The organism is Streptomyces sp. NPDC107517 (assembly GCF_055582645.1).
Window position 1 is genome coordinate 99,406 of the sequence record NZ_JBVJPM010000017.1, and the last position, 18,333, is coordinate 117,738.

The 18,333-nt window shown below is 73.5% G+C and carries 19 protein-coding genes; 10 read left to right on the forward strand and 9 right to left on the reverse strand.

Annotated elements, in window-relative coordinates; translation table 11 throughout:
* Nucleotides 1-118: 118 nt before the first annotated feature.
* The gene (locus ACZ67T_RS31865) at nt 119-1,330 is read right to left on the reverse strand and encodes a trans-sulfuration enzyme family protein (protein WP_469988501.1); all 1,212 of its coding nucleotides are present in this window, start codon (nt 1,328-1,330) and stop codon (nt 119-121) included.
* 60 nt (nt 1,331-1,390) lie between these two features.
* Between ACZ67T_RS31865 and ACZ67T_RS31870 the strand changes: the two genes are divergently transcribed.
* Entirely contained in the window at nt 1,391-1,885 is a 495-nt protein-coding gene (locus tag ACZ67T_RS31870) for an Lrp/AsnC family transcriptional regulator (RefSeq protein ID WP_469988502.1), read from the forward strand.
* A gap of 35 nt (nt 1,886-1,920) precedes the next feature.
* A complete protein-coding gene (locus ACZ67T_RS31875) occupies nt 1,921-3,624 on the forward strand; it encodes a DUF885 domain-containing protein (protein ID WP_469988504.1) in 1,704 nt (567 codons plus the stop codon).
* A gap of 62 nt (nt 3,625-3,686) precedes the next feature.
* Here the strand turns inward: ACZ67T_RS31875 and ACZ67T_RS31880 are convergent, their stop codons facing one another.
* Nucleotides 3,687-4,172, reverse strand: coding sequence for a rhodanese-like domain-containing protein (locus tag ACZ67T_RS31880; protein WP_469988506.1), 486 nt, complete (start codon nt 4,170-4,172; stop codon nt 3,687-3,689).
* On the opposite strand from ACZ67T_RS31880, the gene ACZ67T_RS31885 reads away from it, so the two are divergent.
* Together ACZ67T_RS31885 and ACZ67T_RS31890 are read left to right on the forward strand one after the other, a co-directional pair.
* Nucleotides 4,150-4,329, forward strand: coding sequence for a hypothetical protein (locus tag ACZ67T_RS31885; RefSeq protein WP_469988507.1), 180 nt, complete (start codon nt 4,150-4,152; stop codon nt 4,327-4,329). The two genes, ACZ67T_RS31880 and ACZ67T_RS31885, sit on opposite strands and share 23 nt — an antisense overlap.
* Nucleotides 4,319-4,774: an Lrp/AsnC family transcriptional regulator gene (locus ACZ67T_RS31890; protein WP_469988509.1), complete on the forward strand. Its 456-nt coding sequence runs from the start codon at nt 4,319-4,321 to the stop codon at nt 4,772-4,774. The genes ACZ67T_RS31885 and ACZ67T_RS31890 overlap by 11 nt, the downstream gene beginning before the upstream one ends.
* Before the next feature lie 18 nt (nt 4,775-4,792).
* Here the strand turns inward: ACZ67T_RS31890 and ACZ67T_RS31895 are convergent, their stop codons facing one another.
* From ACZ67T_RS31895 to ACZ67T_RS31905, 3 genes are all read right to left on the reverse strand, one after another.
* Nucleotides 4,793-7,789 (reverse strand): AAA family ATPase, encoded by a 2,997-nt coding sequence (locus ACZ67T_RS31895; protein WP_469988511.1) that lies wholly within the window; start codon nt 7,787-7,789, stop codon nt 4,793-4,795.
* Nucleotides 7,786-8,949 carry an exonuclease SbcCD subunit D gene (locus ACZ67T_RS31900; protein ID WP_469988512.1) on the reverse strand — a complete coding sequence of 388 codons (1,164 nt, stop codon included), beginning with the start codon at nt 8,947-8,949 and terminating at the stop codon, nt 7,786-7,788. The genes ACZ67T_RS31895 and ACZ67T_RS31900 overlap by 4 nt, the downstream gene beginning before the upstream one ends.
* Before the next feature lie 96 nt (nt 8,950-9,045).
* The gene (locus ACZ67T_RS31905) at nt 9,046-9,672 is read right to left on the reverse strand and encodes a YigZ family protein (RefSeq protein ID WP_469988514.1); all 627 of its coding nucleotides are present in this window, start codon (nt 9,670-9,672) and stop codon (nt 9,046-9,048) included.
* Nucleotides 9,673-9,845: 173 nt separating this feature from the next.
* Here ACZ67T_RS31905 and ACZ67T_RS31910 point away from each other — a divergent pair, with 173 nt between their 5' ends.
* From ACZ67T_RS31910 to ACZ67T_RS31925, 4 genes are all read left to right on the forward strand, one after another.
* Nucleotides 9,846-11,822: an APC family permease gene (locus ACZ67T_RS31910; RefSeq protein ID WP_469988516.1), complete on the forward strand. Its 1,977-nt coding sequence runs from the start codon at nt 9,846-9,848 to the stop codon at nt 11,820-11,822.
* A 73-nt stretch (nt 11,823-11,895) separates the two neighbouring features.
* Nucleotides 11,896-12,312, forward strand: coding sequence for a BlaI/MecI/CopY family transcriptional regulator (locus tag ACZ67T_RS31915; protein WP_469988518.1), 417 nt, complete (start codon nt 11,896-11,898; stop codon nt 12,310-12,312).
* Nucleotides 12,313-12,320: 8 nt separating this feature from the next.
* Nucleotides 12,321-13,253 carry a M56 family metallopeptidase gene (locus ACZ67T_RS31920; RefSeq protein ID WP_469988520.1) on the forward strand — a complete coding sequence of 311 codons (933 nt, stop codon included), beginning with the start codon at nt 12,321-12,323 and terminating at the stop codon, nt 13,251-13,253.
* Between the two features lie 75 nt (nt 13,254-13,328).
* Entirely contained in the window at nt 13,329-13,736 is a 408-nt protein-coding gene (locus tag ACZ67T_RS31925; protein ID WP_469988522.1) for a CoA-binding protein, read from the forward strand.
* Between the two features lie 27 nt (nt 13,737-13,763).
* Here ACZ67T_RS31925 and ACZ67T_RS31930 read toward each other — a convergent pair whose 3' ends face one another.
* The 3 genes from ACZ67T_RS31930 to ACZ67T_RS31940 form a co-directional block, all read right to left on the reverse strand.
* Entirely contained in the window at nt 13,764-14,621 is an 858-nt protein-coding gene (locus tag ACZ67T_RS31930) for a hypothetical protein (RefSeq protein ID WP_469988525.1), read from the reverse strand.
* A gap of 97 nt (nt 14,622-14,718) precedes the next feature.
* Complete coding sequence (locus tag ACZ67T_RS31935) at nt 14,719-15,276, reverse strand: YbaK/EbsC family protein (RefSeq protein WP_469988527.1); 558 nt, start codon at nt 15,274-15,276, stop codon at nt 14,719-14,721.
* Between the two features lie 43 nt (nt 15,277-15,319).
* Nucleotides 15,320-15,892 carry a helix-turn-helix domain-containing protein gene (locus tag ACZ67T_RS31940; protein WP_469988528.1) on the reverse strand — a complete coding sequence of 191 codons (573 nt, stop codon included), beginning with the start codon at nt 15,890-15,892 and terminating at the stop codon, nt 15,320-15,322.
* Between the two features lie 103 nt (nt 15,893-15,995).
* On the opposite strand from ACZ67T_RS31940, the gene ACZ67T_RS31945 reads away from it, so the two are divergent.
* Nucleotides 15,996-16,862, forward strand: coding sequence for an EamA family transporter (locus ACZ67T_RS31945; RefSeq protein WP_469988530.1), 867 nt, complete (start codon nt 15,996-15,998; stop codon nt 16,860-16,862).
* Nucleotides 16,863-16,884: 22 nt separating this feature from the next.
* Here ACZ67T_RS31945 and ACZ67T_RS31950 read toward each other — a convergent pair whose 3' ends face one another.
* Nucleotides 16,885-17,652 carry an acyltransferase gene (locus tag ACZ67T_RS31950; RefSeq protein ID WP_469988532.1) on the reverse strand — a complete coding sequence of 256 codons (768 nt, stop codon included), beginning with the start codon at nt 17,650-17,652 and terminating at the stop codon, nt 16,885-16,887.
* A 144-nt stretch (nt 17,653-17,796) separates the two neighbouring features.
* Here ACZ67T_RS31950 and ACZ67T_RS31955 point away from each other — a divergent pair, with 144 nt between their 5' ends.
* Nucleotides 17,797-18,330 carry a gamma carbonic anhydrase family protein gene (locus ACZ67T_RS31955; RefSeq protein WP_100597590.1) on the forward strand — a complete coding sequence of 178 codons (534 nt, stop codon included), beginning with the start codon at nt 17,797-17,799 and terminating at the stop codon, nt 18,328-18,330.
* Nucleotides 18,331-18,333 lie beyond the last annotated feature (3 nt).

Sequence of the window (18,333 nt, forward strand, 5' to 3'; positions counted from 1 at the left end):
AGCCGGCCCGGACCGGTCCGGTCCGGTCCGGTCCGGTCCGGTCCGGTCCGGTCCTGCGTCTGTCCGACCCGGACCGGTCCCCTCCTGCTTCTGTCCGGTCCGGGCAAGCACCTCTACGTCACTCCGGGACCCGCAGACGCGCCTCGGCCGCACGCCCGGTCACCGCACCCGGCTCCCCCAATGCCTGGTCCAGGTCCGCCCACAGGTCCTCGACGTCCTCAAGACCCACCGAAAGCCGCAGCAGCCGGTCACTCACGCCCGCCGACCTGCGGTCGCCGGCGTCGACGATGCGGTGGCTGATGGACGCCGGGTGCTGGATGAGCGAGTCGACGCTGCCGAGGCTGACGGCGGGCGTGACCAGGCGGACCGTACGGATCACCTCGTGCGGGTCGCCCACGGTCTCGAAGGCGACCATCGCGCCGCCGATCCGCGGATAGTGCACGCGCGCGATGCGCGGGTCCCCCGACAGGCGCGCCGCCAGTTCGGCCGCCGTCGCCGACGCCGCCCGGACGCGCACCGGCAGGGTCGCGAGACCGCGCAGGAGCAGATAGCCGGCGAGCGGGTGCAGCACGCCGCCCGTCGCGAACCGCACCTGGCGCAGCCGGCGGGCGAACGCCTCGTCGCAGGCCACGACCCCGCCCATGACGTCCCCGTGCCCGCCGAGGAACTTGGTCGCGCTGTGCAGCACCAGCCGCGCGCCGTGCTCGACGGGCCGCTGGAGCACCGGCGTGGCGAAGGTGTTGTCGGCGAGGAGCGGCACCGTTCCGCACGAGTGGGCCAGCGCCCGCAGATCGAGCTCGGCGAGCGTCGGATTGGCGGGTGACTCCACCATCACGAGCCCGGTGTCGGGCCGGATCGCGTCCGCGATGCCCGCCGGGTCCACCCAGGTCACCTCCGTGCCGAGGGCCCCCGCGGTGAGGAGGTGGTCGCTGCATCCGTACAGCGGCCGGACGGCGACGACATGGCGCAGCCCGGCGCCGTTGCGTACGAGCAGCACCGCGGTCAGGGCCGCCATGCCGCTCGCGAAGGCGACCGCGCTCTCGGTCCCTTCGAGCCGGGCGAGCGCGGTCTCGAAGCGGCCGACGGTCGGGTTGCCGAGCCGGGCGTACACCGGCGGGCCCTCGTCGACGACGCCGTCCGCCGCGAACGCGTCGATGCGGGCGGCCTCGCCGCGGCTGTCGTACGACGGGTAGGTGGTGGACAGATCGATGGGCGGGGCGTGCAGACCGAGTCCGGCGAGGTCGTCGCGGCCGGCGTGCACGGCTTCGGTGGCCAGGGCCCGCCGGTGGGCGGGGCCCGGGCGCATCGCTGCGTACAGGTCGTTGTCCATGGGTGACAGCCTGAACAAGGGCCGGGGTTCTTCGGGCGGACCCCGTGCTACGTTCGGCCAATGGCCGATTCCGTCGCACTTGATCCGGTTGATCTGCACATACTGCGCCTCCTCCAGAACGATGCCCGCATCACCTACCGGGACCTCGCCGCGCAGGTCGGCGTCGCGCCCTCCACGTGCCTCGACCGCGTGACCCGGCTGCGCCGGTCCGGCGTGATCCTCGGGCATCAGCTGCGCCTCGACCCGGCGAAGCTGGGCCGCGGGCTCCAGGCGCTGCTCTCGGTGCAGGTGCGGCCGCACCGGCGCGAGCTGGTCGGCCCCTTCGTGGAGCGGATCCGGGCGCTGCCGGAAGCGCGGTCGGTCTTCCATCTGACGGGCCCCGACGACTACTTGGTGCATGTCGCCGTGCGTGACACCGCCGACCTCCAGCGGCTGGTGCTCGACGAGTTCACGGCGCACCGCGAGGTGGCGCGCGTCGAGACGCGGCTGATCTTCCAGCAGTGGGAGTGCGGCCCGCTGCTGCCCCCGTCCGCCGACGCCGTCGGCGAATCCTGATGACGCGGCCCCCCACCCCGTACGACGATGGCGGCATGTCAGATTCGTCAGTCACAGCAGCATCCGTCACCGGACCGCTCCCGCGCGAAGTCGCCGACGCCTACGTCGACGAACTCATCGCCCTCGACCCCGTCACCGGCACCTACCTCGGCGTGCCCGAGAGCCACAGCAGGCTGCCCGACCTCTCGCCCGCCGGTCAGGAGGCCCTCGCCGATCTCGCGCGGGCGACCCTCGCCCGGCTCGACGAGGCCGAGCGCAGGCCCGGGGCCGACAGCGCGGCCGAGCGCCGCTGCGGCCGCCTCCTGCGGGAGCGGCTCACGGCCGAACTCGCCGTGCACGACGCCGAGGAGAACCTGCGGGCCGTCACCAATCTGGGCGGGCCAGTCCACAACGTGCGGGAGGTGTTCACCCTCACGCCCACCGCGACCGACGCGGACTGGGCGGCCGTCGCGGAGCGGCTGCGCGCCGTGCCGGGGGCGCTCGCCGGGTACCGCGAGACGCTGTCGCTGGGCCTGGAGAAGAAGCTCCACGGCGGACCGCGGCCGACCGCCACGTTCATCGAGCAGCTCACCGAGTGGGCGGGCGAGGGACGCGGCTGGTTCGAGGACTTCACCGCGGCCGGGCCCGACGCGCTGCGCGCCGAGCTCGACGGGGCCGGCAGCGCCGCGACGGCCGCGGTGGTCGAGCTGCGCGACTGGATGCGCGACGTGTACGCGCCCGCGATCGAGGGCTCGCCCGACACGGTGGGCCGCGAGCGGTACGCCCGCTGGTCGCGCTACTACAACGGCACGGACCTCGACCTCGACGAGGCGTACGCGTACGGCTGGGCGGAGTACCACCGCCTGCTCGGCGAGATGAGGACCGAGGCGGAGAAGATCCTGCCCGGCGCCGCGACGCCGTGGGTGGCGCTCGCGCACCTCGACGAGCACGGCACGCACATCGAGGGCGTGGAGGAGGTGCAGCGCTGGCTCCAGGGCGTGATGGACGAGGCGATCGACGCCCTCGACGGCACGCACTTCGAACTCGCGGAGCGGGTACGGAAGGTGGAGTCCATGATCGCCCCGGCGGGCAGCGCCGCGGCGCCCTACTACACGGCGCCGTCGGAGGACTTCACGCGGCCGGGGCGCACCTGGCTGCCGACGATGGGCCAGACCCGGTTCCCCGTCTACGACCTGGTCTCGACCTGGTACCACGAGGGCGTACCCGGTCACCATCTCCAGATCGCGCAGTGGACGCACGTCGCGGACAGCCTCTCCCGCTACCAGGCGAGCGTCGGCATGGTGAGCGCCAACGCCGAGGGGTGGGCGCTGTACGCGGAGCGTCTGATGGACGAGCTGGGCTTCCTCACGGACGCCGAGCGGCGGCTCGGATATCTGGACGCGCAGATGATGCGCGCGACCCGCGTCATCGTCGACATCGGCATGCATCTGGAGCTGGAGATCCCGGCGGACTCGCCGTTCCACCCGGGCGAGCGGTGGACGCCCGCCCTCGCGCAGGAGTTCTTCGGCGCGCACAGCAGCCGGCCCGCGGACTTCGTGGAGAGCGAGCTGACCCGCTATCTGTCCATCCCCGGGCAGGCGATCGGCTACAAGCTGGGCGAGCGCGCGTGGCTGCTCGGCCGGGCGGGCGCGCAGGCCAGGCACGGGGACGCGTTCGACGCGAAGGCCTGGCACATGGCGGCTCTCTCACAGGGATCGCTCGGCCTCGACGACCTGGTGGACGAGCTGTCCCAGCTGTAGCTCGATCGCGGGCGGCGGCACTTGGCGGCTGCCGCCCGCACACCCACGCTCCCGGCACTCGCTCAGCAGCCGCAGTCGTCCGAGTCCACCGGCGCCGTCAGCGGGTCGGCGTCGCGCTGCGCGGGCCCCTCCCACGTCTCGTACGCGAAGCCCTCCCGCGCCCAGTACTCGAAGCCGCCGAGCATCTCCTTGACCTGGAAGCCGAGTTCGGCGAGGGCGAGAGCGGCGCGTGTGGCGCCGTTGCAGCCCGGGCCCCAGCAGTACGTGACGACGGGCACGGACTTGTCGAGGAGCTGTTCGGCCTGCTCGGCGATGAGCGCGGTGGGCAGGTGGACGGCGCCGGGTACGTGCCCCTGGTCCCACGAGGCGGTGGAGCGGGTGTCGATGACGACGAAACCCGGGTCGCCGCCCGCGGCGAGCGCCGAGGCGACGTCGGACACGTCGGCGTGGAAGGCGAGGCTCGCGCCGAAGTACGCGGCGGCCGCGGCGGGGGACGCCGGGGGCACACGGAGTACGGAGTTGGGGGTGACGGTGGTGGTCGCGGTCATGATGTCGGCCTCCCGGGCGGATCTCTGCGGGCCGCACGACCGTGCCGCCCTCGACCAGAAATCTACGGTTCCCGGCGATCTTCCTGAAGTGACGATCCCCGGCATCACCCTTGATCTGCCGGGGATGTCCCTGCTATTCCTGCCGCATGACCGGTGAATCCCCGTACATCCCCGACGCCACCGACTGGCGCATCCTCGACGTCCTCCAGCGCGAGGGCCGGGCGAGCTACGCCGAGCTCGCGCGGGCCGTCTCCATGTCCGCGAGTGCCGTCACCGAGCGGGTGAGGCGCCTCGAGGAGGCCGGGGTGATCGCGGGGTACGCGGCGGTGGTCGTCCCGGAGCGGATCGGCCTGCCCATCCTGGCGTTCGTACGGCTGCGCTACCCGAACGGGCACTACAAGCCGTTCCACGACCTCGTCGAGGTGACTCCGGAGATCCTCGAGGCGCACCATGTCACCGGCGACGACTGCTTCGTCATCAAGGTCGCGGCGCGCTCGATGAAGCACCTGGAGGAGGTCTCCGGCAGGATCGGCGCGCTCGGCTCGGTGACGACCAGCGTGGTCTACTCGTCCCCGCTCCCGCGGCGCCCGCTCGGCCACTGACCCGCCGCCGGAAGTGGCTCAGGTCCGCTGCCGTACGGCCGAACCCGACCGTCCCTTCACGATCTCCAGCTGCGCGTGCACCCGGCGCCGCAGGTCGGCGACGTGGCTGACGATGCCGACACTGCGGTCCCGCTCGCGCAGGGAGTCCAGGACGTCGAGCACCTCGTCCAGGGTCTGGTCGTCGAGGCTGCCGAAGCCCTCGTCGATGAAGAGCGTGTCGAGGCGGACGCCGCCCGCCTCGTCCGTGACGACGTCCGCGAGGCCGAGGGCCAGAGCGAGCGACGCGAAGAACGTCTCGCCGCCGGAGAGTGTCGCGGTGTCCCGTTCGCGCCCCGTCCACGCGTCGACGACATGCAGGCCGAGGCCCGAACGGCCGCGCCCCGAACGGTCGTCGGAGTGCACGAGCGTGTAGCGGCCCGACGACATGCGGGCCAGCCGCGCGGTCGCGGCGGCCGCGACCTGTTCGAGCCGGGCCGCGAGCACATAGGACTCCAGGCGCATCTTGCGCTCGTTGTCCGCGGACGTCCCGGCGGCGAGGCCTGCCATGCGCGCCACGCGGTCGTACGCGGCGCGCAGCGGTGCGAGCCGTCGCACGGCCGTGGCGCAGCGGGCCGAGAGCCGGTCGATCTCGGTGCAGCGGCGGGCCGCGTCGTCGCGCGCGGAGGCCGCCTCGCGCACCCGTCGGTCGGCCGCCTCGGCGGCATACCGTGCCGCGGCCACATCGGCGGGCGCCTGCCGGGCCGCTGCCGCCGTGTCGTCCTCGGCGAGTACGGCGCGCACCGCGGCCTCCTCGGACTGGCGGGCGTCGAGCCTGTGTTGCAGGTCCCGATGCTGGGCGTCGTCGAGCAGGGCGGCCCCGGCCGCCTCCGGCGTGTCGAACCCGGCGCGGAACGCCGCGTCGGCGAGTCGTGCGTCGGCGTCCTTGAGCCGCTCGGCGGCCTCGTCGGCGCCGCGTGCCGCGTCCGCGGCGGCCGTGAGCTGCGCCGCGAGCCGTTCCAGCTGCGCGGCGCGCGCGCCGACACTGGCCTCCGTCCCGCGCGCCTGCGCCAACTCGCGCTCCAAAACGCCCTGTTCGCGGTCGACGCTCTCACGCAGGGTGGCGCGTGCGACGGCGCGACGTGCGGCTTCCTGCTGCGCGGCGAGTCTGCGGTCGTGCTCGCCCTCGGCCCGGCCGAGTGCCTCACGCGCGGCGTGCAGCCCCGAGGCGAGGCCCCGCGCCTCGGCGTGTCGCGCGCGCAACTCCTCGGCCGCATCGGCGAGTTCCAGGGCGGACGCCTCTCCGGCGGCGGCCGTCGCGGCGGCGAGCGACTCGCGCACCGCGGCCAGCAGGCTCTCCTGCGCGGTGCGCGCGTCGTCCGCGCGGCGGTACGCGGCGAGGGCGGACTCCTCGGCGTCGCGGCCCACGTGCTCGGCGGTCTTGCGCATGGGGTCGGGGTGGTCGGTGGACCCGCACACCGCGCAGCTCTCGCCGGGGACGAGCTGCGCGGCCAGCTCGGCAGCGATTCCGTTCAGCCGCTGTTCCTTGAGGCCGAGCCAGTGCTCATGGGCGGCCGCGGCGTCCTCACGGGCGCGCAGGGTGCGGGTCCGGGCGTCGGCGGCCTCGTCGGCGAGCCGGTCGCGGCGCCGGGCGGACTCCAGCTTCTGCTGCGCGGGCTCCAGCTGACCCGCCAGGTGCTCGGCGCGCGTCGCGGCGTCCTGCGCGGACTCGACGGCTTCCCGGAGCGCGGCCCGGGCGCTGTCCCAGCCGTCGAGCCAGCTCGCCGCGTCCTGGAGCAGCTCGTCGTCGGCGCGCTCCTCGCGGTCGAGTCCGTGGCGCTGCCCGGCGAGTTCCGTCAGACGCAGCTCGGCGCGCCGGGCGGACTCCAGGCCGCCCAGCTCCTCGGCCGCCTTCCGCGCGGCGGTGGCGAGGCCCGCCGCGCCGTCGCCGTCGTACGACTCGGGCAGCGCGGCACGCGCGCGCGTGTCCTCGCTCGTGGCCCTGCGGTGTTCGCTCTCCGCGGCCTCGCGCAGCGCGAGTGCGGGGGCGACGGCCTCGGCCTTGCGGCCCCGCGCCATGCGCTCCTGGACCCGCCGGTGCTCGTCGGCCCGCTCGTCGAGCAGAGCGGCCCGCTCCCGCGCCTCCTCGAACCTGCACTGCAGCCGCTGCACTTCCTGCACGCCGGCCAGGTCGCGCTGCGCCTCGGTGCGGGCCGCGTCGGCGGCGGTCAGCGCGAGGTGCGCGACGGTGAGCCGCTCGCGGGTGGTGGAGCGGGCGACGGCGGCCCAGGTGAGGACGGAGTCGGCGAGCCCGGGGTCACCGGGCGCGGCGTCGGTCGCGGGCAGTTCGACGATCTTCCCCGCGGCCTGCTGCATGCGGTGGGCGTCGGCGAGCAACTCGGCGTCCGCCGCGCGTACTTCGCTCTCGGCGGCGCGGCGCCGCTCGGCGAGCCGCTGCTCGGCCGCGGCGAAGCGCCGGGTGTCGAAGAGCCGGCCGAGGAGCTTGCCGCGGGCTTCGGCGTCGGCCCGCAGGAACCGCGCGAAGTCCCCCTGCGGCAGCAGGACGACCTGGCAGAACTGCTCCTTGCTCATGCCGAGGAGCTGGCTGATCTCCTCGCCGATCTCCTGGTGGGAGCGGCTGAGGTCCTTCCAGGTGCCCGCCGGGGCGTCGTACTCGCGCAGCCAGCTCTGGGCCTTGTCCGTGGTGGTGCCCGTGCCGCGCTTCTTGGGGCGCTCCCACGGGGGCTGCCGGGTCAGCTCCAGGCGGCGGCCCGCGACGGTGAGGTCGAGGGTGACCTCGGTGCGCGTGCCGGGCTCGGCGTGGTCGCTGCGCAGGGACGTGCCCTGGCCGCCGCCCTGCCGGGCGCCGGGCACCGACCCGTACAGGGCGTAGCAGACGGCGTCGAGGACGGAGGTCTTCCCGGCGCCCGTAGGGCCGTGGAGCAGGAAGAGGCCCGCCGACGACAGGTCGTCGAAGTCGACTTCCTGGCTTGCGCCGAAGGGTCCGAAGGCGGTGATCCGCAGCCGGTGGAGCCTCATCGGGCGACCTCGCGCCGGGTGTCGTCGATGCGTACGGCGTCGAGCGCCTCACGCAGGACGGCGCGCTCGCGCTCGTCGGGTCCGGCGCCGCGCACGTGGGACACGAAGTCCTCCGCGATCTGCTGGTCGTCGCGCCCCTTGAGCCGCTGCGCGTACGAGACGTCGGGGTCCTCGGGGGCGCGCTGCGGGTCGAAGGCGAGGCTGAGGGTGTGCGGGAACCGCTCGACGAGGCGGGCCATGGGGTCGTCGGGCCTGACCGGGTCGGTGAGGGTGGCCTCGACCCACGCCTCCTCGTGCGTGGCGAGGTCCGGGCGCGCGAGCAGGTCCGCGAGGTCCCCGCGGATCCGGGCCAACGGCCTGGGAACCGGGCAGTCGACGCGCTCGGCGGCCGCGAAGCCGTCCGCGTCCAGGTCGACGAGCCACATGCTCTTGCGGTGGTCGGCCTCGGAGAAGGAGTACGGGAGCGGCGAGCCGGAGTAGCGCACGCGCTCGGAGATTACCTGGCTGCCGTGCAGATGGCCGAGCGCCACATAGTCGACGCCGTCGAAGACGCCGGAGGGGACGGCGGCGACACCGCCGACGGTGATGTCGCGCTCGCTGTCGCTGGCCTGGCCGCCGGTGACGAAGGCGTGCGCGAGGACGACGGACCGGGTGCCTGCCGGGCGCTCGGCGAGATCGGCCCGCACCCGGTCCATGGCGGCGGCCAGGACCGCCTCGTGGCCCGGCTTCGACACCGCGAACTCGTCCTTCACCAGCGCCGGTTCGAGATAGGGCAGTCCGTAGAAGGCAACGTCACCCGTGGTGTCCGGGATCAGGACGGGGGTCGCGCAGGCTCTGGGGTCGGTGCGCAGGTGGATGCCGGCGCGGCCGATGAGCCCGGCGCCGACGCCGAGGCGGCGCGCCGAGTCGTGGTTCCCGGAGATCATCACCGTGGGGATGCCCTGCTCCGCGAGGCGGTGCAGGGCGTCGTCGAACAGCTCGACCGCGGCGAGAGGCGGCACCGCGCGGTCGTACACGTCGCCCGACACGACCACCGCGTCGACGTCCCGCTCACGGACGGTCGCGACGAGGTGACCGATGAACTCGGCCTGGGCGCCGAGCATGTTCACCCGGTGGAACGCCCGGCCGAGATGCCAGTCGGAAGTGTGCAGCAGCCTCATGATCCCCGAGACTAACGGGCGGGTCGGACATCACGGGCGGCTACCGGCGTATCGGCACCTGCTCCGCCGCGCACGCGTCCCGGCCGCCACCGCCGCTCACGCGTCCCCGTACGCCTCTCCCCCCAGCTCGAACTCCGCGGTGCCGGCGGTGACATCGGCCAGCCACGCGCGGAACGCGTCCACGTCGGCGTCCGGCAGGCCGATCTCGATCGTGACCGCCTCCCCGTAATGGACGTCACGCACCTCACGTCCCGTGGACCGCAGATCGTTCTGCACCTTGCCGGCGCGCTGGTGGTCGACGGTGACGGTGGCGAGCCGGAAGCGGCGGCGGGTGAGGGTGCCCAGCGCGTCGAGCGCCTCGCCGACCGCTCCTCCGTAGGCGCGGATGAGGCCGCCCGCACCGAGCTTCACGCCTCCGTAGTAGCGGGTCACGACCGCGACGACGTACCGCATCTCGCGGCGCGTGAGCATCTGGAGCATGGGGACGCCCGCCGTGCCGCCCGGTTCGCCGTCGTCGCTCGCCTTCTGCACGGAGGCGTCGGCGCCGATGACGTACGCGTAGCAGTTGTGGGACGCGGTGGGGTGCTCCTTGCGGATGCGCGCGACGAAGTCCTGGGCCTCGCGCTCGGTGGCCGCGGGCGCGAGCGCGCACAGGAACCGGGAGCGGCTGATCTCTGTCTCGTGCACGCCCTCACGGGCCACGGTGCGGTACTCGTCCTGCATCCGGCCAGCGTATGCCGCGTGCCGGGGTTCGCCCGCCCCGCCCGTCGCCCGGGTCGCGCGGTGGTGAATACTCGCTCGTCGTCGCAGCGGTCGCGTGACGTCCTGTCCTGCGGCTTCCTGCGCGGATGCACCCCTCAGGGTCCGTACCGCCACGACAGAAAGCAGTTCCGCCCATGACCGGCACGCAGGCCGAACCCGTCGAAGGCACGGCCGTCCGGCCTCCCTCCCCACGATGGCGGTCCTGGCTCCTCGAAGGTCTGAGCGAGACGACGGCCCGGCACCCGGGTCCGCACGGCACGCCGCCGGCCGAGCACAAGGGCCACACCTGGTGGCGGGTGATGTGCCTGACGGGCGTGGACTACTTCTCGACCCTCGGCTACCAGCCGGGCATCGCCGCCCTCGCCGCGGGACTGCTCTCCCCGCTGGCCACCCTGGTCCTGATCGCCCTCACGCTCGGCGGCGCGCTGCCGGTCTACCGCCGCGTCGCCAAGGAGTCCCCGCACGGCGAGGGTTCCATCGCGATGCTGGAACGGCTCCTTCCGTGGTGGGCGGGGAAGCTGTTCGTCCTTGTCCTGCTCGGGTTCGCCGCCACGGACTTCATGATCACGATCACGCTGTCGGCGGCGGACGCCGCGGCGCACGTCGTCGAGAACCCCTTCGCGCCCGCCTCGCTCGACGGCGCGAACACCTGGATCACGCTGTTGCTGGTGGCGGGCCTCGGCGCGGTGTTTCTCAAGGGGTTCCGTGAGGCGATACGGGTGGCGGTCGTGCTCGTCGCCCTCTATCTCATGCTGAACGTCGTCGTCCTCATGACCGCCGCGTGGCACGTCCTGACCGAGCCGGTGAAGATCGGAAACTGGTGGGACGCCATGACCGCCGCGCACTCCTCGCCCGTCGCGATGATCGGCGTGGCGCTCCTCGTCTTCCCGAAGCTGGCACTCGGCATGTCCGGCTTCGAGACGGGCGTCGCCGTGATGCCCCAGGTGCGCGGCGACGCCACGGACACGTACGAGCGGCCCGCGGGACGGGTGCGGGACACCCGCAAGCTGCTCACCACGGCCGCGCTGATCATGAGCGGCTTCCTGCTGCTCTCCAGCCTCGCGACGACGATCCTCATCCCCCAGTCCGCGTTCGAGAGCGCCGGCCCGGCCAACGGCCGCGCCCTCGCGTTCCTCGCGCACCAGTACCTGGGCGAGGGCTTCGGGACGGTGTACGACGTCTCCACCATCGCCATCCTGTGGTTCGCCGGCGCCTCCGCACTCGCGGGGCTCCTCAACCTCGTGCCGCGCTATCTGCCGCGCTACGGCATGGCTCCGGAGTGGACGCGCGCCGTCCGCCCCCTGGTGCTCCTCTTCATGGCGATCGCGGTCTTCATCACGCTCTGGTTCAACGCGAACGTCGACGAGCAGAGCGGCGCGTACGCGACCGGAGTCCTGGTCCTGATGCTGTCGGCGTCGTTCGCCTCGACGGTCGCGGTGCGCTCACGCGGGCGCAAGGCCGCGACCGTCGGCTTCGGGGCGATCACCGCCGTGTTCGGGTACACGCTCGTCACGAACGTCATCGAGCGGCCGGACGGCATCAAGATCGCCCTTCTCTTCATCGTCGGGATCCTCCTCACGTCGTTCGCGTCGCGCGTGCACCGCGCCTTCGAACTGCGGGCGGGCGAGGTGACGTTCGACGCGACGGCGGCGCGGATCATCGACGAGGCCGCCGGCCACGGCCCGCTGCGGATCATCGCGAACGAGCCCGACGAGCACTCGAAGGCCGAGTACCGCGCCAAGGAGTACAGCCAGCGCGAGCAGACCCACATCCCGGACGGGCGGCCCGTCCTGTTCCTGGAGGTCTTCGTCCACGACTCGTCGGACTTCACCGCGCCGGTGGAGGTCCGTGGCGACGAGAAGCACGGCGTACGCCGCCTGCGCGTCCAGGGCGCGGGCGTGCCGAACACCATCGCGGCCGTCCTGATGAGCCTGCGGACCCGCACGGGCGAGGTGCCGCACGCGTACTTCAACTGGACCGAGGGCCACCCCGTCAGCCATCTGCTGCGCTTCCTGGTGTTCGGCGACGGCGAGGTCGCGCCGGTCACCCGCGAGGTGCTGCGCCGCGCCGAGCCCGACCCCGCTCTGCGGCCCCGCGTCCACGTGGGCTGACCCGTGCCCGCATCGGCGGAATAGGATGTGGCGCCCACCTGTGGGGGAAGGCCGGGACGGAGGACGAGGGCACGTGACGCGGGACGGACACGACGGCCGGCGGCCGCGGCGCCGGGGCCAGGGCGAGCTGGAGGCCCAGGTCCTCACTGCGCTGGGCGAAGCGCCGGGCCCCGTGCCGGCGGCGTGGGTCCAGGAGCGGATCGGCGGCGACCTGGCCTACACGACCGTGGTGACGATCCTGACGCGCCTCCTCGCGAAGAGCGCGGTGACCCGCGCCCGCCACGGCCGCTCCTTCCTGTGGACACCCGCCGCCGACGGGGCGGGGCTCGCCGCCCTGCGGATGCGCAAGGTGCTCGACGGCGAGACGAACCGGGGGGCGGTCCTCGCACGCTTCGTCACCGCACTGCCGCCTGGCGACGAACAACTCCTGCGGGACCTCCTCGAACAGGCGGAGCGGCCGGACGAAGCCCCCGGCCCCGGCGAAGGCTGAGCCGGGCGATGGGCGTCTTCGTCTTCCTGCCGCTGGTGCTGCCGCTGACGGCGTGGCCCGTGGCGCGCCTGGCCGAGCAGCATCTCCACCCGCGCACCGCGACCCGTCTCCTGACGGCCGTCACGGGAGTGATGGCCTCGTGCAGCACGCTGTGCCTGATGCTCCTCATGGTCGTCGGCACGGCCCAACTGCCAGGGAATCCGCTCCCCGACGCCTGGTCGGACCCCGAGGTGCGGGCGGCCGTGCCGTACGACGAGGTGGCGGGCAGAGCCGCGATCCCCGCCCTCGCCGCCGTGCTCGTGGTCTGTACGCGGGTGGTCGTCCGGCACCGCTCGGTGCGGCGCCGGGCCAGGCGGGCGCTCGCCGGCCTTCGCGCACCGGGCGTCGCGGTCGTGCCGGACACGGAGCCGTACGCGTACGCGCTGCCCGGTGGCGACCGCGATCGGGTGGTCGTCACGACCGGGCTGCTCGCCGCCCTCACCGGACCCGAGCGCAGGGCGCTGTTCGCGCACGAGCGGGCTCACCTGACGGCCCGGCACCATCGCCATCTGCTGGTGGCGCAGTTGGCGGCGCGGGCCAATCCGTTCCTGCTGCCGCTGCGCACGGCGGTGGCGTACTCGACGGAGCGGTGGGCCGACGAGGACGCGGCGCGCTCCGTGCACGACCGCCGTGTGGTGGCCCGCGCGATCGGCAAGGCCGCCCTCGTCCCGCGCGCCGCGCCGGCCCCCACCCTTGCGGGCCTCGCGGCGCCCGGCCCGGTTCCCCGCCGGGTCGCGGCCCTCCTGCGCCCTGCCCCCACGGCGCACCGCTGGCCTCCGGTCGGGACGGGGATCGGTCTCGCGGCCTGGGCGGCGGCCGTGGGCACAGCCGCGTCGGCGATGTCGTCGGCGAACTCGGCGGTGACCATGATCCGCATCCTGCACGCGGCCACGTTCCTGTGACCCCGTCCGGGGGAATCCCGCGGGGCACCGCCCTGTTGACTCCGGAGAACGCCCGTCGACCCCAGGAGGCAGCACATGTACGGCGATCAGGAGACGGTCCGCAGGATCCTCACGGAGCTCGGTGACACCTGGGCGGTCGTGGGCCTCTCCTCGAACAGGGCGCGCGCCGCGTACGGCGTCGCCGAGGTCCTCCAGCGCTTCGGCAAGCGCGTGGTCCCGGTCCACCCGAAGGCCGAGACGGTCCACGGCGAGCAGGGCTACGCGTCCCTCGACGAGATCCCGTTCAAGGTCGACGTGGTCGACGTCTTCGTCAACTCCCACCTCGCGGGCCAGGTGGCCGACGAGGCCCGCGCGACCGGCGCGGAAGCGGTCTGGTTCCAGCTCGGCGTGATCGACGAGGCGGCGTACGACCGCACGCGCGAGGCGGGCCTTGCGATGGTCATGGACAGGTGCCCGGCGATCGAGATCCCGCGCCTGGGCTGAAGCGCGCCGGCCCGATCGTCCCCGTCCTCACTTGTACGCGATCGGCTCGATCGCTCCCGGCCACCGCTCCACGACGCTCCCGGTGCGCACGTACGCGTCCAGCTTGTCGGCGGAGAGCCACAGGTGGCGCCGGCCGTCGCGGTATCCGGTGTCCACGGCCCCCTCGGGCAGCCGCGTCTTCGGCCCGTACGAGGAGTGCAGGAGTTCGCGGGGCAGCGCGTGCCCGGGGTCCCGCAGGTACTGGCGGTCCGCGAGGTGGAGGAACTCCGCCGACTGCCAGTCGCAGTGCTCGGGGCCGGTCGTGCTGAAGATCTCGGACGCGGGGGCCGGCCGGCCCTTGCGGTCCGTCCACACCCGGATGTCGAGGTGTGCGCGGTCCCGGCGGGCGAACTCGGACGGATCGCACTGGGCATACGTCTCCAGACCCCAACCCGGCCTGCGCGGCAGGTCCTTGGCGACGATCACGGCCACGCGCGTGCGGCCCCCGACGTCGTACGAGTACAGGACGCGGCGGCCCGCCTCGCGCTCGACGCGATAGCCGCGGCGCGGCAGGGACGTGGAGAACTCGTCGGCCACGAGCGCGCTCAGGGCCTGATCCGGCGAGTCCGCGCCGTCCGACGCCCCCCAGCCGTCGTCCCCGCCGCCGCCCTGGTACGGCTTGCCCGCGCATTCGAGGGCGAGGACGGCGGCGCCCCCGCCCTGGACGTTGTCCTCGTCACCGTCGACGTCGGGCGCCTTCGCCTCGAGCGGACCGCGGTAGGGGGCGGCCGGCGAGGATCCGGTCACCACCAGGCCCTCGGGGACCGGGGTGCCCGTATCGCAGGCCGCCACGGACATCAGCGTCACCGACGCCGCCACCAGCACGGCCGCCGTCCGGATTCTCATTCCTCGCCCCACCCGTTTCTCAGCCCCTGCCCCGCGCCGCTGCGCGGAGCCGCTCCTCAGACGCGGCGGCCTCCGGGTTCGTTCACCGGCGGGCGGATCAGTTCACGCCGAGCCCTTCGAGGACGACGGCGCCGGGCAGGTCGAGGAACGCCTTGCCCGGCACGATGAGCTTGCCGCGGCGCGTTCCGCTGCCGATCAGGACGTGCGGCCGGTCGATCACCGCCGCGTCCACGAGGAGCGGCCAGTCGGCGGGCAGCCCGATCGGGGTGATGCCGCCGTACTCCATGCCGGTGGCCCCGGTGGCCGTCTCCATCGGGGCGAACGATGCCTTGCGTGCGCCCAGTTGACGCCGCACGACGCCATTGACGTCGACCCGGGTGCCGGAGAGGACCAGGCAGGCGGCGAGCGTCGTCTCCCCGCCGCGCTTGCCCGCGACGACGACGCAGTTCGCGGAGTCCTGGAGCAGCTCGGGGCCGTAGTGCTCGACGAACGTGGCGGTGTCCGCCCACTCGGGCTCGGTGTCGACGTGGATCAGCTGCTCCGCCGGGACCGTGCCGTGCCAGTTGCGTACGGCGTCGGCCACGGGGGCCGTGAGCAGGTCGAGCGCCTCGGGAGCGGGGCGGACGCGGTCGAAGTTTCCGATGGGTGCGCGCATGTCGGCACGCTAACAGCCGTCCGGGGCGGGTGAGTCGGGCGTCTCAGCGTACGGGCGGCACCGATACGGCCATGGTCATCTCCATCGCCTCGGTGCCGTCGTTGCGGTACGTGTGCGAGGTGTCGGCCTCGAACGAGACGCTGGATCCGGCGGGCACGCGGTACTCGGCGCCGTCCACGACCAGGGTCAGCTCCCCGGCCGTCACATGGAGCAGCTCGACGGTGCCCGCGGGATGGGGGTCGGAGCCGCTGCCGTCGCCCGGCTCCAGGCGCCAGTCCCACATCTCCAGGGGGCCGGGGGCCTCGGTCCCGGCGAGCAGGCGGTTGTAGCTGCCGCCTTCCGTGCTCCACAGGCGTACGGCCTGCTCGGGCGGGACGATGCGGACCTTCGGGCCCTGCTCGTAGTCGAGCAGGGTGGTGATGCTGATGCCGAGCGCGTCACCGATCTTGACGACGGTGCCGATGCTGGGGTTGGTGCGGGCCTGCTCGATCTGGATGAGCATGCCGCGGCTGACCCCGGCGCGGGTGGCGAGACCGTCGAGGGTGAAGCCCCGCTCGGTGCGCCAGCGCTTGACGTTGCGGCCGAGGGACTGGGTCAGCAGATCGAGGTCCGACACATTCCGTCCAATATTCTGGATGACAGAGTTCAATTCATTGAACTAATCTGTGGTGCAACAAAGCATTCACCGATGTTCACCACACTGTACTGCGAGGCAGACCATGACAGCACTCTTCGCCCTGGCCACCAGCCTCATGTGGGGCCTGGCCGACTTCGGCGGAGGGCTCCTCACCCGGCGAACGCCCGCGCTCACGGTCGTGGTGGTCTCGCAGGGCATCGCCGTCGCGGTGCTCGGCGCGATCGTGGCCGCGACCGGCGCCTGGAGCCAGGCGGGTCCGCAGCTGTGGTTCGCGGTCGCGGCCGGTCTCGTCGGCCCGGTCGCCATGCTCGCCTTCTACAAGGCCCTCGCCCTCGGCCCGATGGGCGTCGTCTCGCCGCTCGGCTCGCTCGGTGTCACCGTCCCCGTGGCCGTCGGCCTGGTGCTCGGCGAGCGTCCTGGGCTCCTCCAGTTCGCGGGCATCGGCGTGGCCGTCGCGGGGGTGATCCTGGCCGCCGGTCCGCAGTTCAAAGGCGCGCCCGTGCAGCGCCAGGCCGTCCTGCTCACGCTGCTCGCGGCGTTCGGCTTCGGCGCGGTGATGGCCCTGATCGCGGAGGCCTCGACCACGGTGACGGGACTCTTCCTGGCGCTCTTCGTCCAGCGGGTGACGAATGTGGCGGCGGGCGGTACGGCCCTGTACGTGTCCGTGCGGCGCGGTGGCCGGGCGCTGCCCGAGGACGGCGGCCTGGCGGTCGTGCGGTCGGCACTCCCGGCGCTGGCGTTCGTGGGCCTCGCCGACGTGGCGGCCAACGGCACGTACGCGATGGCCGCGCAGCAGGGCCCGGTCACCGTGGCCGCCGTGCTCGCCTCGCTCTACCCCGTGGTGACGGCGCTGGCCGCGCGCGGTTTCCTCGGCGAGCGGCTGCGCGGCGTGCAGGCCGCGGGGGCGGGCCTCGCGCTGGTGGGCACGGTACTGCTGGCGACGGGTTAGGACCTGACCCGGACGAAAGGCGCTAGGCGCTCGCGCCCGGCTGCTGTACGCCCTCTTCGAGCTCTTCCAGGTCGGCGAGCGCGAGGAGTTGTTCGGGGGTGACACCTTCGGGGATCGGGGCGGGTGCGGGTGTGCGCAGCGGCGGCTGCCACCCGTTCGCCTCGTCCCAGCTCCGTACGACCCGGGCGGGCGCGCCGGCCACCACGGCGCGGTCCGGCACCTCGCCGCGCACGACGGCACCGGCGGCGACCACGACGTTGCGGCCGATCCGCGCGCCGGGCAGGATCACCGCGCCGGTGCCGATCCAGCAGCCGGGCCCGATCTCCACCGGCTCCATGCGCGGCCACTGCTTGCCGATGGGCTGGTGCGGGTCGTCGTACGAGTGGTTGGTCGAGGTCACGTAGACGTACGGCCCGAAGTAGCAGTCGCTGCCGATCGTCACCGTCGTGTCGGCGATGACGTGGCTGCCGCGGCCGAGGACGACGCCGTCACCGATGCGCAGGATCGGCTCGGAACCGAGGTCGAGGTCGGGCATCAGGCCCGCGGTGAGAGTGACCTGTTCGGCGATGATGCAGTGCGCGCCGAGGTGGATCCAGGGCTCGCCGAAGACCGTGCCCTGCGGGAAGGCCAGCTTGGTGCCGTGGCCGAGGGACCCGAATCGGTAGCGGCCCGGATGCGCCGCGGTCACCGCGCCCGCGCGCTGCGCCAGGCGCCAGCCCGCCTGCACCGCGCGATGGGCCAGACGTCCGGTGAAGTCGCGGGATGAGAACGCGTTCCAGTTCTTCGGCACAGCCTCACGTTACTCAGCCGTTCGCCCCCGCGCAGAGCCCTGGCCTGTGATCTTCGCCCCACGCGGCATCCGCTCGGGGCCGTCCCGTACGGTTCGCTCTGGCGCGACACAGGCTGTGCGGAAGACCGAAGAGGAGACAGAGCGATGGGCCAGCAGGCACTCATCACCGGGATCGGCGGCAAGGATCCGGAGCTTGATGAGGAGGCGTTCGCCGCGCCGACCTCGGTCGTGATCGGCGAGGTCACCCTGCACGCCGGGGCGAGTGTCTGGTACGGCGCGGTGCTGCGCGCGGACTGCGGCCCGATCGTGCTCGGCGCCGACAGCAACATCCAGGACAACTGCACGGTGCACGTCGACCCCGGCTTCCCGGTGACGGTCGGCGAGCGGGTCTCCGTGGGGCACAACGCGGTCCTGCACGGCTGCACCGTCGAGGACGACTGCCTCGTCGGCATGGGCGCCACGGTCCTGAACGGCGCGGTGATCGGCGCCGGTTCCCTGGTCGCCGCCCAGGCCCTCGTGCCGCAGGGGATGCAGGTCCCGCCGGGCTCACTCGTCGCCGGGGTGCCCGCCAAGGTGAAGCGCCCGCTGACCGAAGAGGAGCGGGCGGGCATCACCCTGAACGGCACGCTCTACGTGGAGCTGGCGAAGGCGCACCGCGCCGCGCACGAGGACAGCTGACCG

Excerpts from the sequence above, each read along its gene's own strand:
- ACZ67T_RS31905 (WP_469988514.1), bottom strand. The coding sequence starts at position 9,672 with ATGCAGGACGAGTACCGCACCGTGGCCCGTGAGGGCGTGCACGAGACA.
- ACZ67T_RS31865 (WP_469988501.1), bottom strand. The coding sequence starts at position 1,330 with ATGGACAACGACCTGTACGCAGCGATGCGCCCGGGCCCCGCCCACCGG.
- ACZ67T_RS31955 (WP_100597590.1), top strand. The coding sequence starts at position 17,797 with ATGGGCCAGCAGGCACTCATCACCGGGATCGGCGGCAAGGATCCGGAG.
- ACZ67T_RS31935 (WP_469988527.1), bottom strand. The coding sequence starts at position 15,276 with ATGCGCGCACCCATCGGAAACTTCGACCGCGTCCGCCCCGCTCCCGAG.
- ACZ67T_RS31900 (WP_469988512.1), bottom strand. The coding sequence starts at position 8,949 with ATGAGGCTGCTGCACACTTCCGACTGGCATCTCGGCCGGGCGTTCCAC.
- ACZ67T_RS31895 (WP_469988511.1), bottom strand. The coding sequence starts at position 7,789 with ATGAGGCTCCACCGGCTGCGGATCACCGCCTTCGGACCCTTCGGCGCA.
- ACZ67T_RS31930 (WP_469988525.1), bottom strand. The coding sequence starts at position 14,621 with ATGAGAATCCGGACGGCGGCCGTGCTGGTGGCGGCGTCGGTGACGCTG.
- ACZ67T_RS31945 (WP_469988530.1), top strand. The coding sequence starts at position 15,996 with ATGACAGCACTCTTCGCCCTGGCCACCAGCCTCATGTGGGGCCTGGCC.
- ACZ67T_RS31925 (WP_469988522.1), top strand. The coding sequence starts at position 13,329 with ATGTACGGCGATCAGGAGACGGTCCGCAGGATCCTCACGGAGCTCGGT.
- ACZ67T_RS31920 (WP_469988520.1), top strand. The coding sequence starts at position 12,321 with ATGGGCGTCTTCGTCTTCCTGCCGCTGGTGCTGCCGCTGACGGCGTGG.
- ACZ67T_RS31875 (WP_469988504.1), top strand. The coding sequence starts at position 1,921 with ATGTCAGATTCGTCAGTCACAGCAGCATCCGTCACCGGACCGCTCCCG.
- ACZ67T_RS31880 (WP_469988506.1), bottom strand. The coding sequence starts at position 4,172 with ATGACCGCGACCACCACCGTCACCCCCAACTCCGTACTCCGTGTGCCC.
- ACZ67T_RS31890 (WP_469988509.1), top strand. The coding sequence starts at position 4,319 with ATGACCGGTGAATCCCCGTACATCCCCGACGCCACCGACTGGCGCATC.
- ACZ67T_RS31910 (WP_469988516.1), top strand. The coding sequence starts at position 9,846 with ATGACCGGCACGCAGGCCGAACCCGTCGAAGGCACGGCCGTCCGGCCT.
- ACZ67T_RS31870 (WP_469988502.1), top strand. The coding sequence starts at position 1,391 with ATGGCCGATTCCGTCGCACTTGATCCGGTTGATCTGCACATACTGCGC.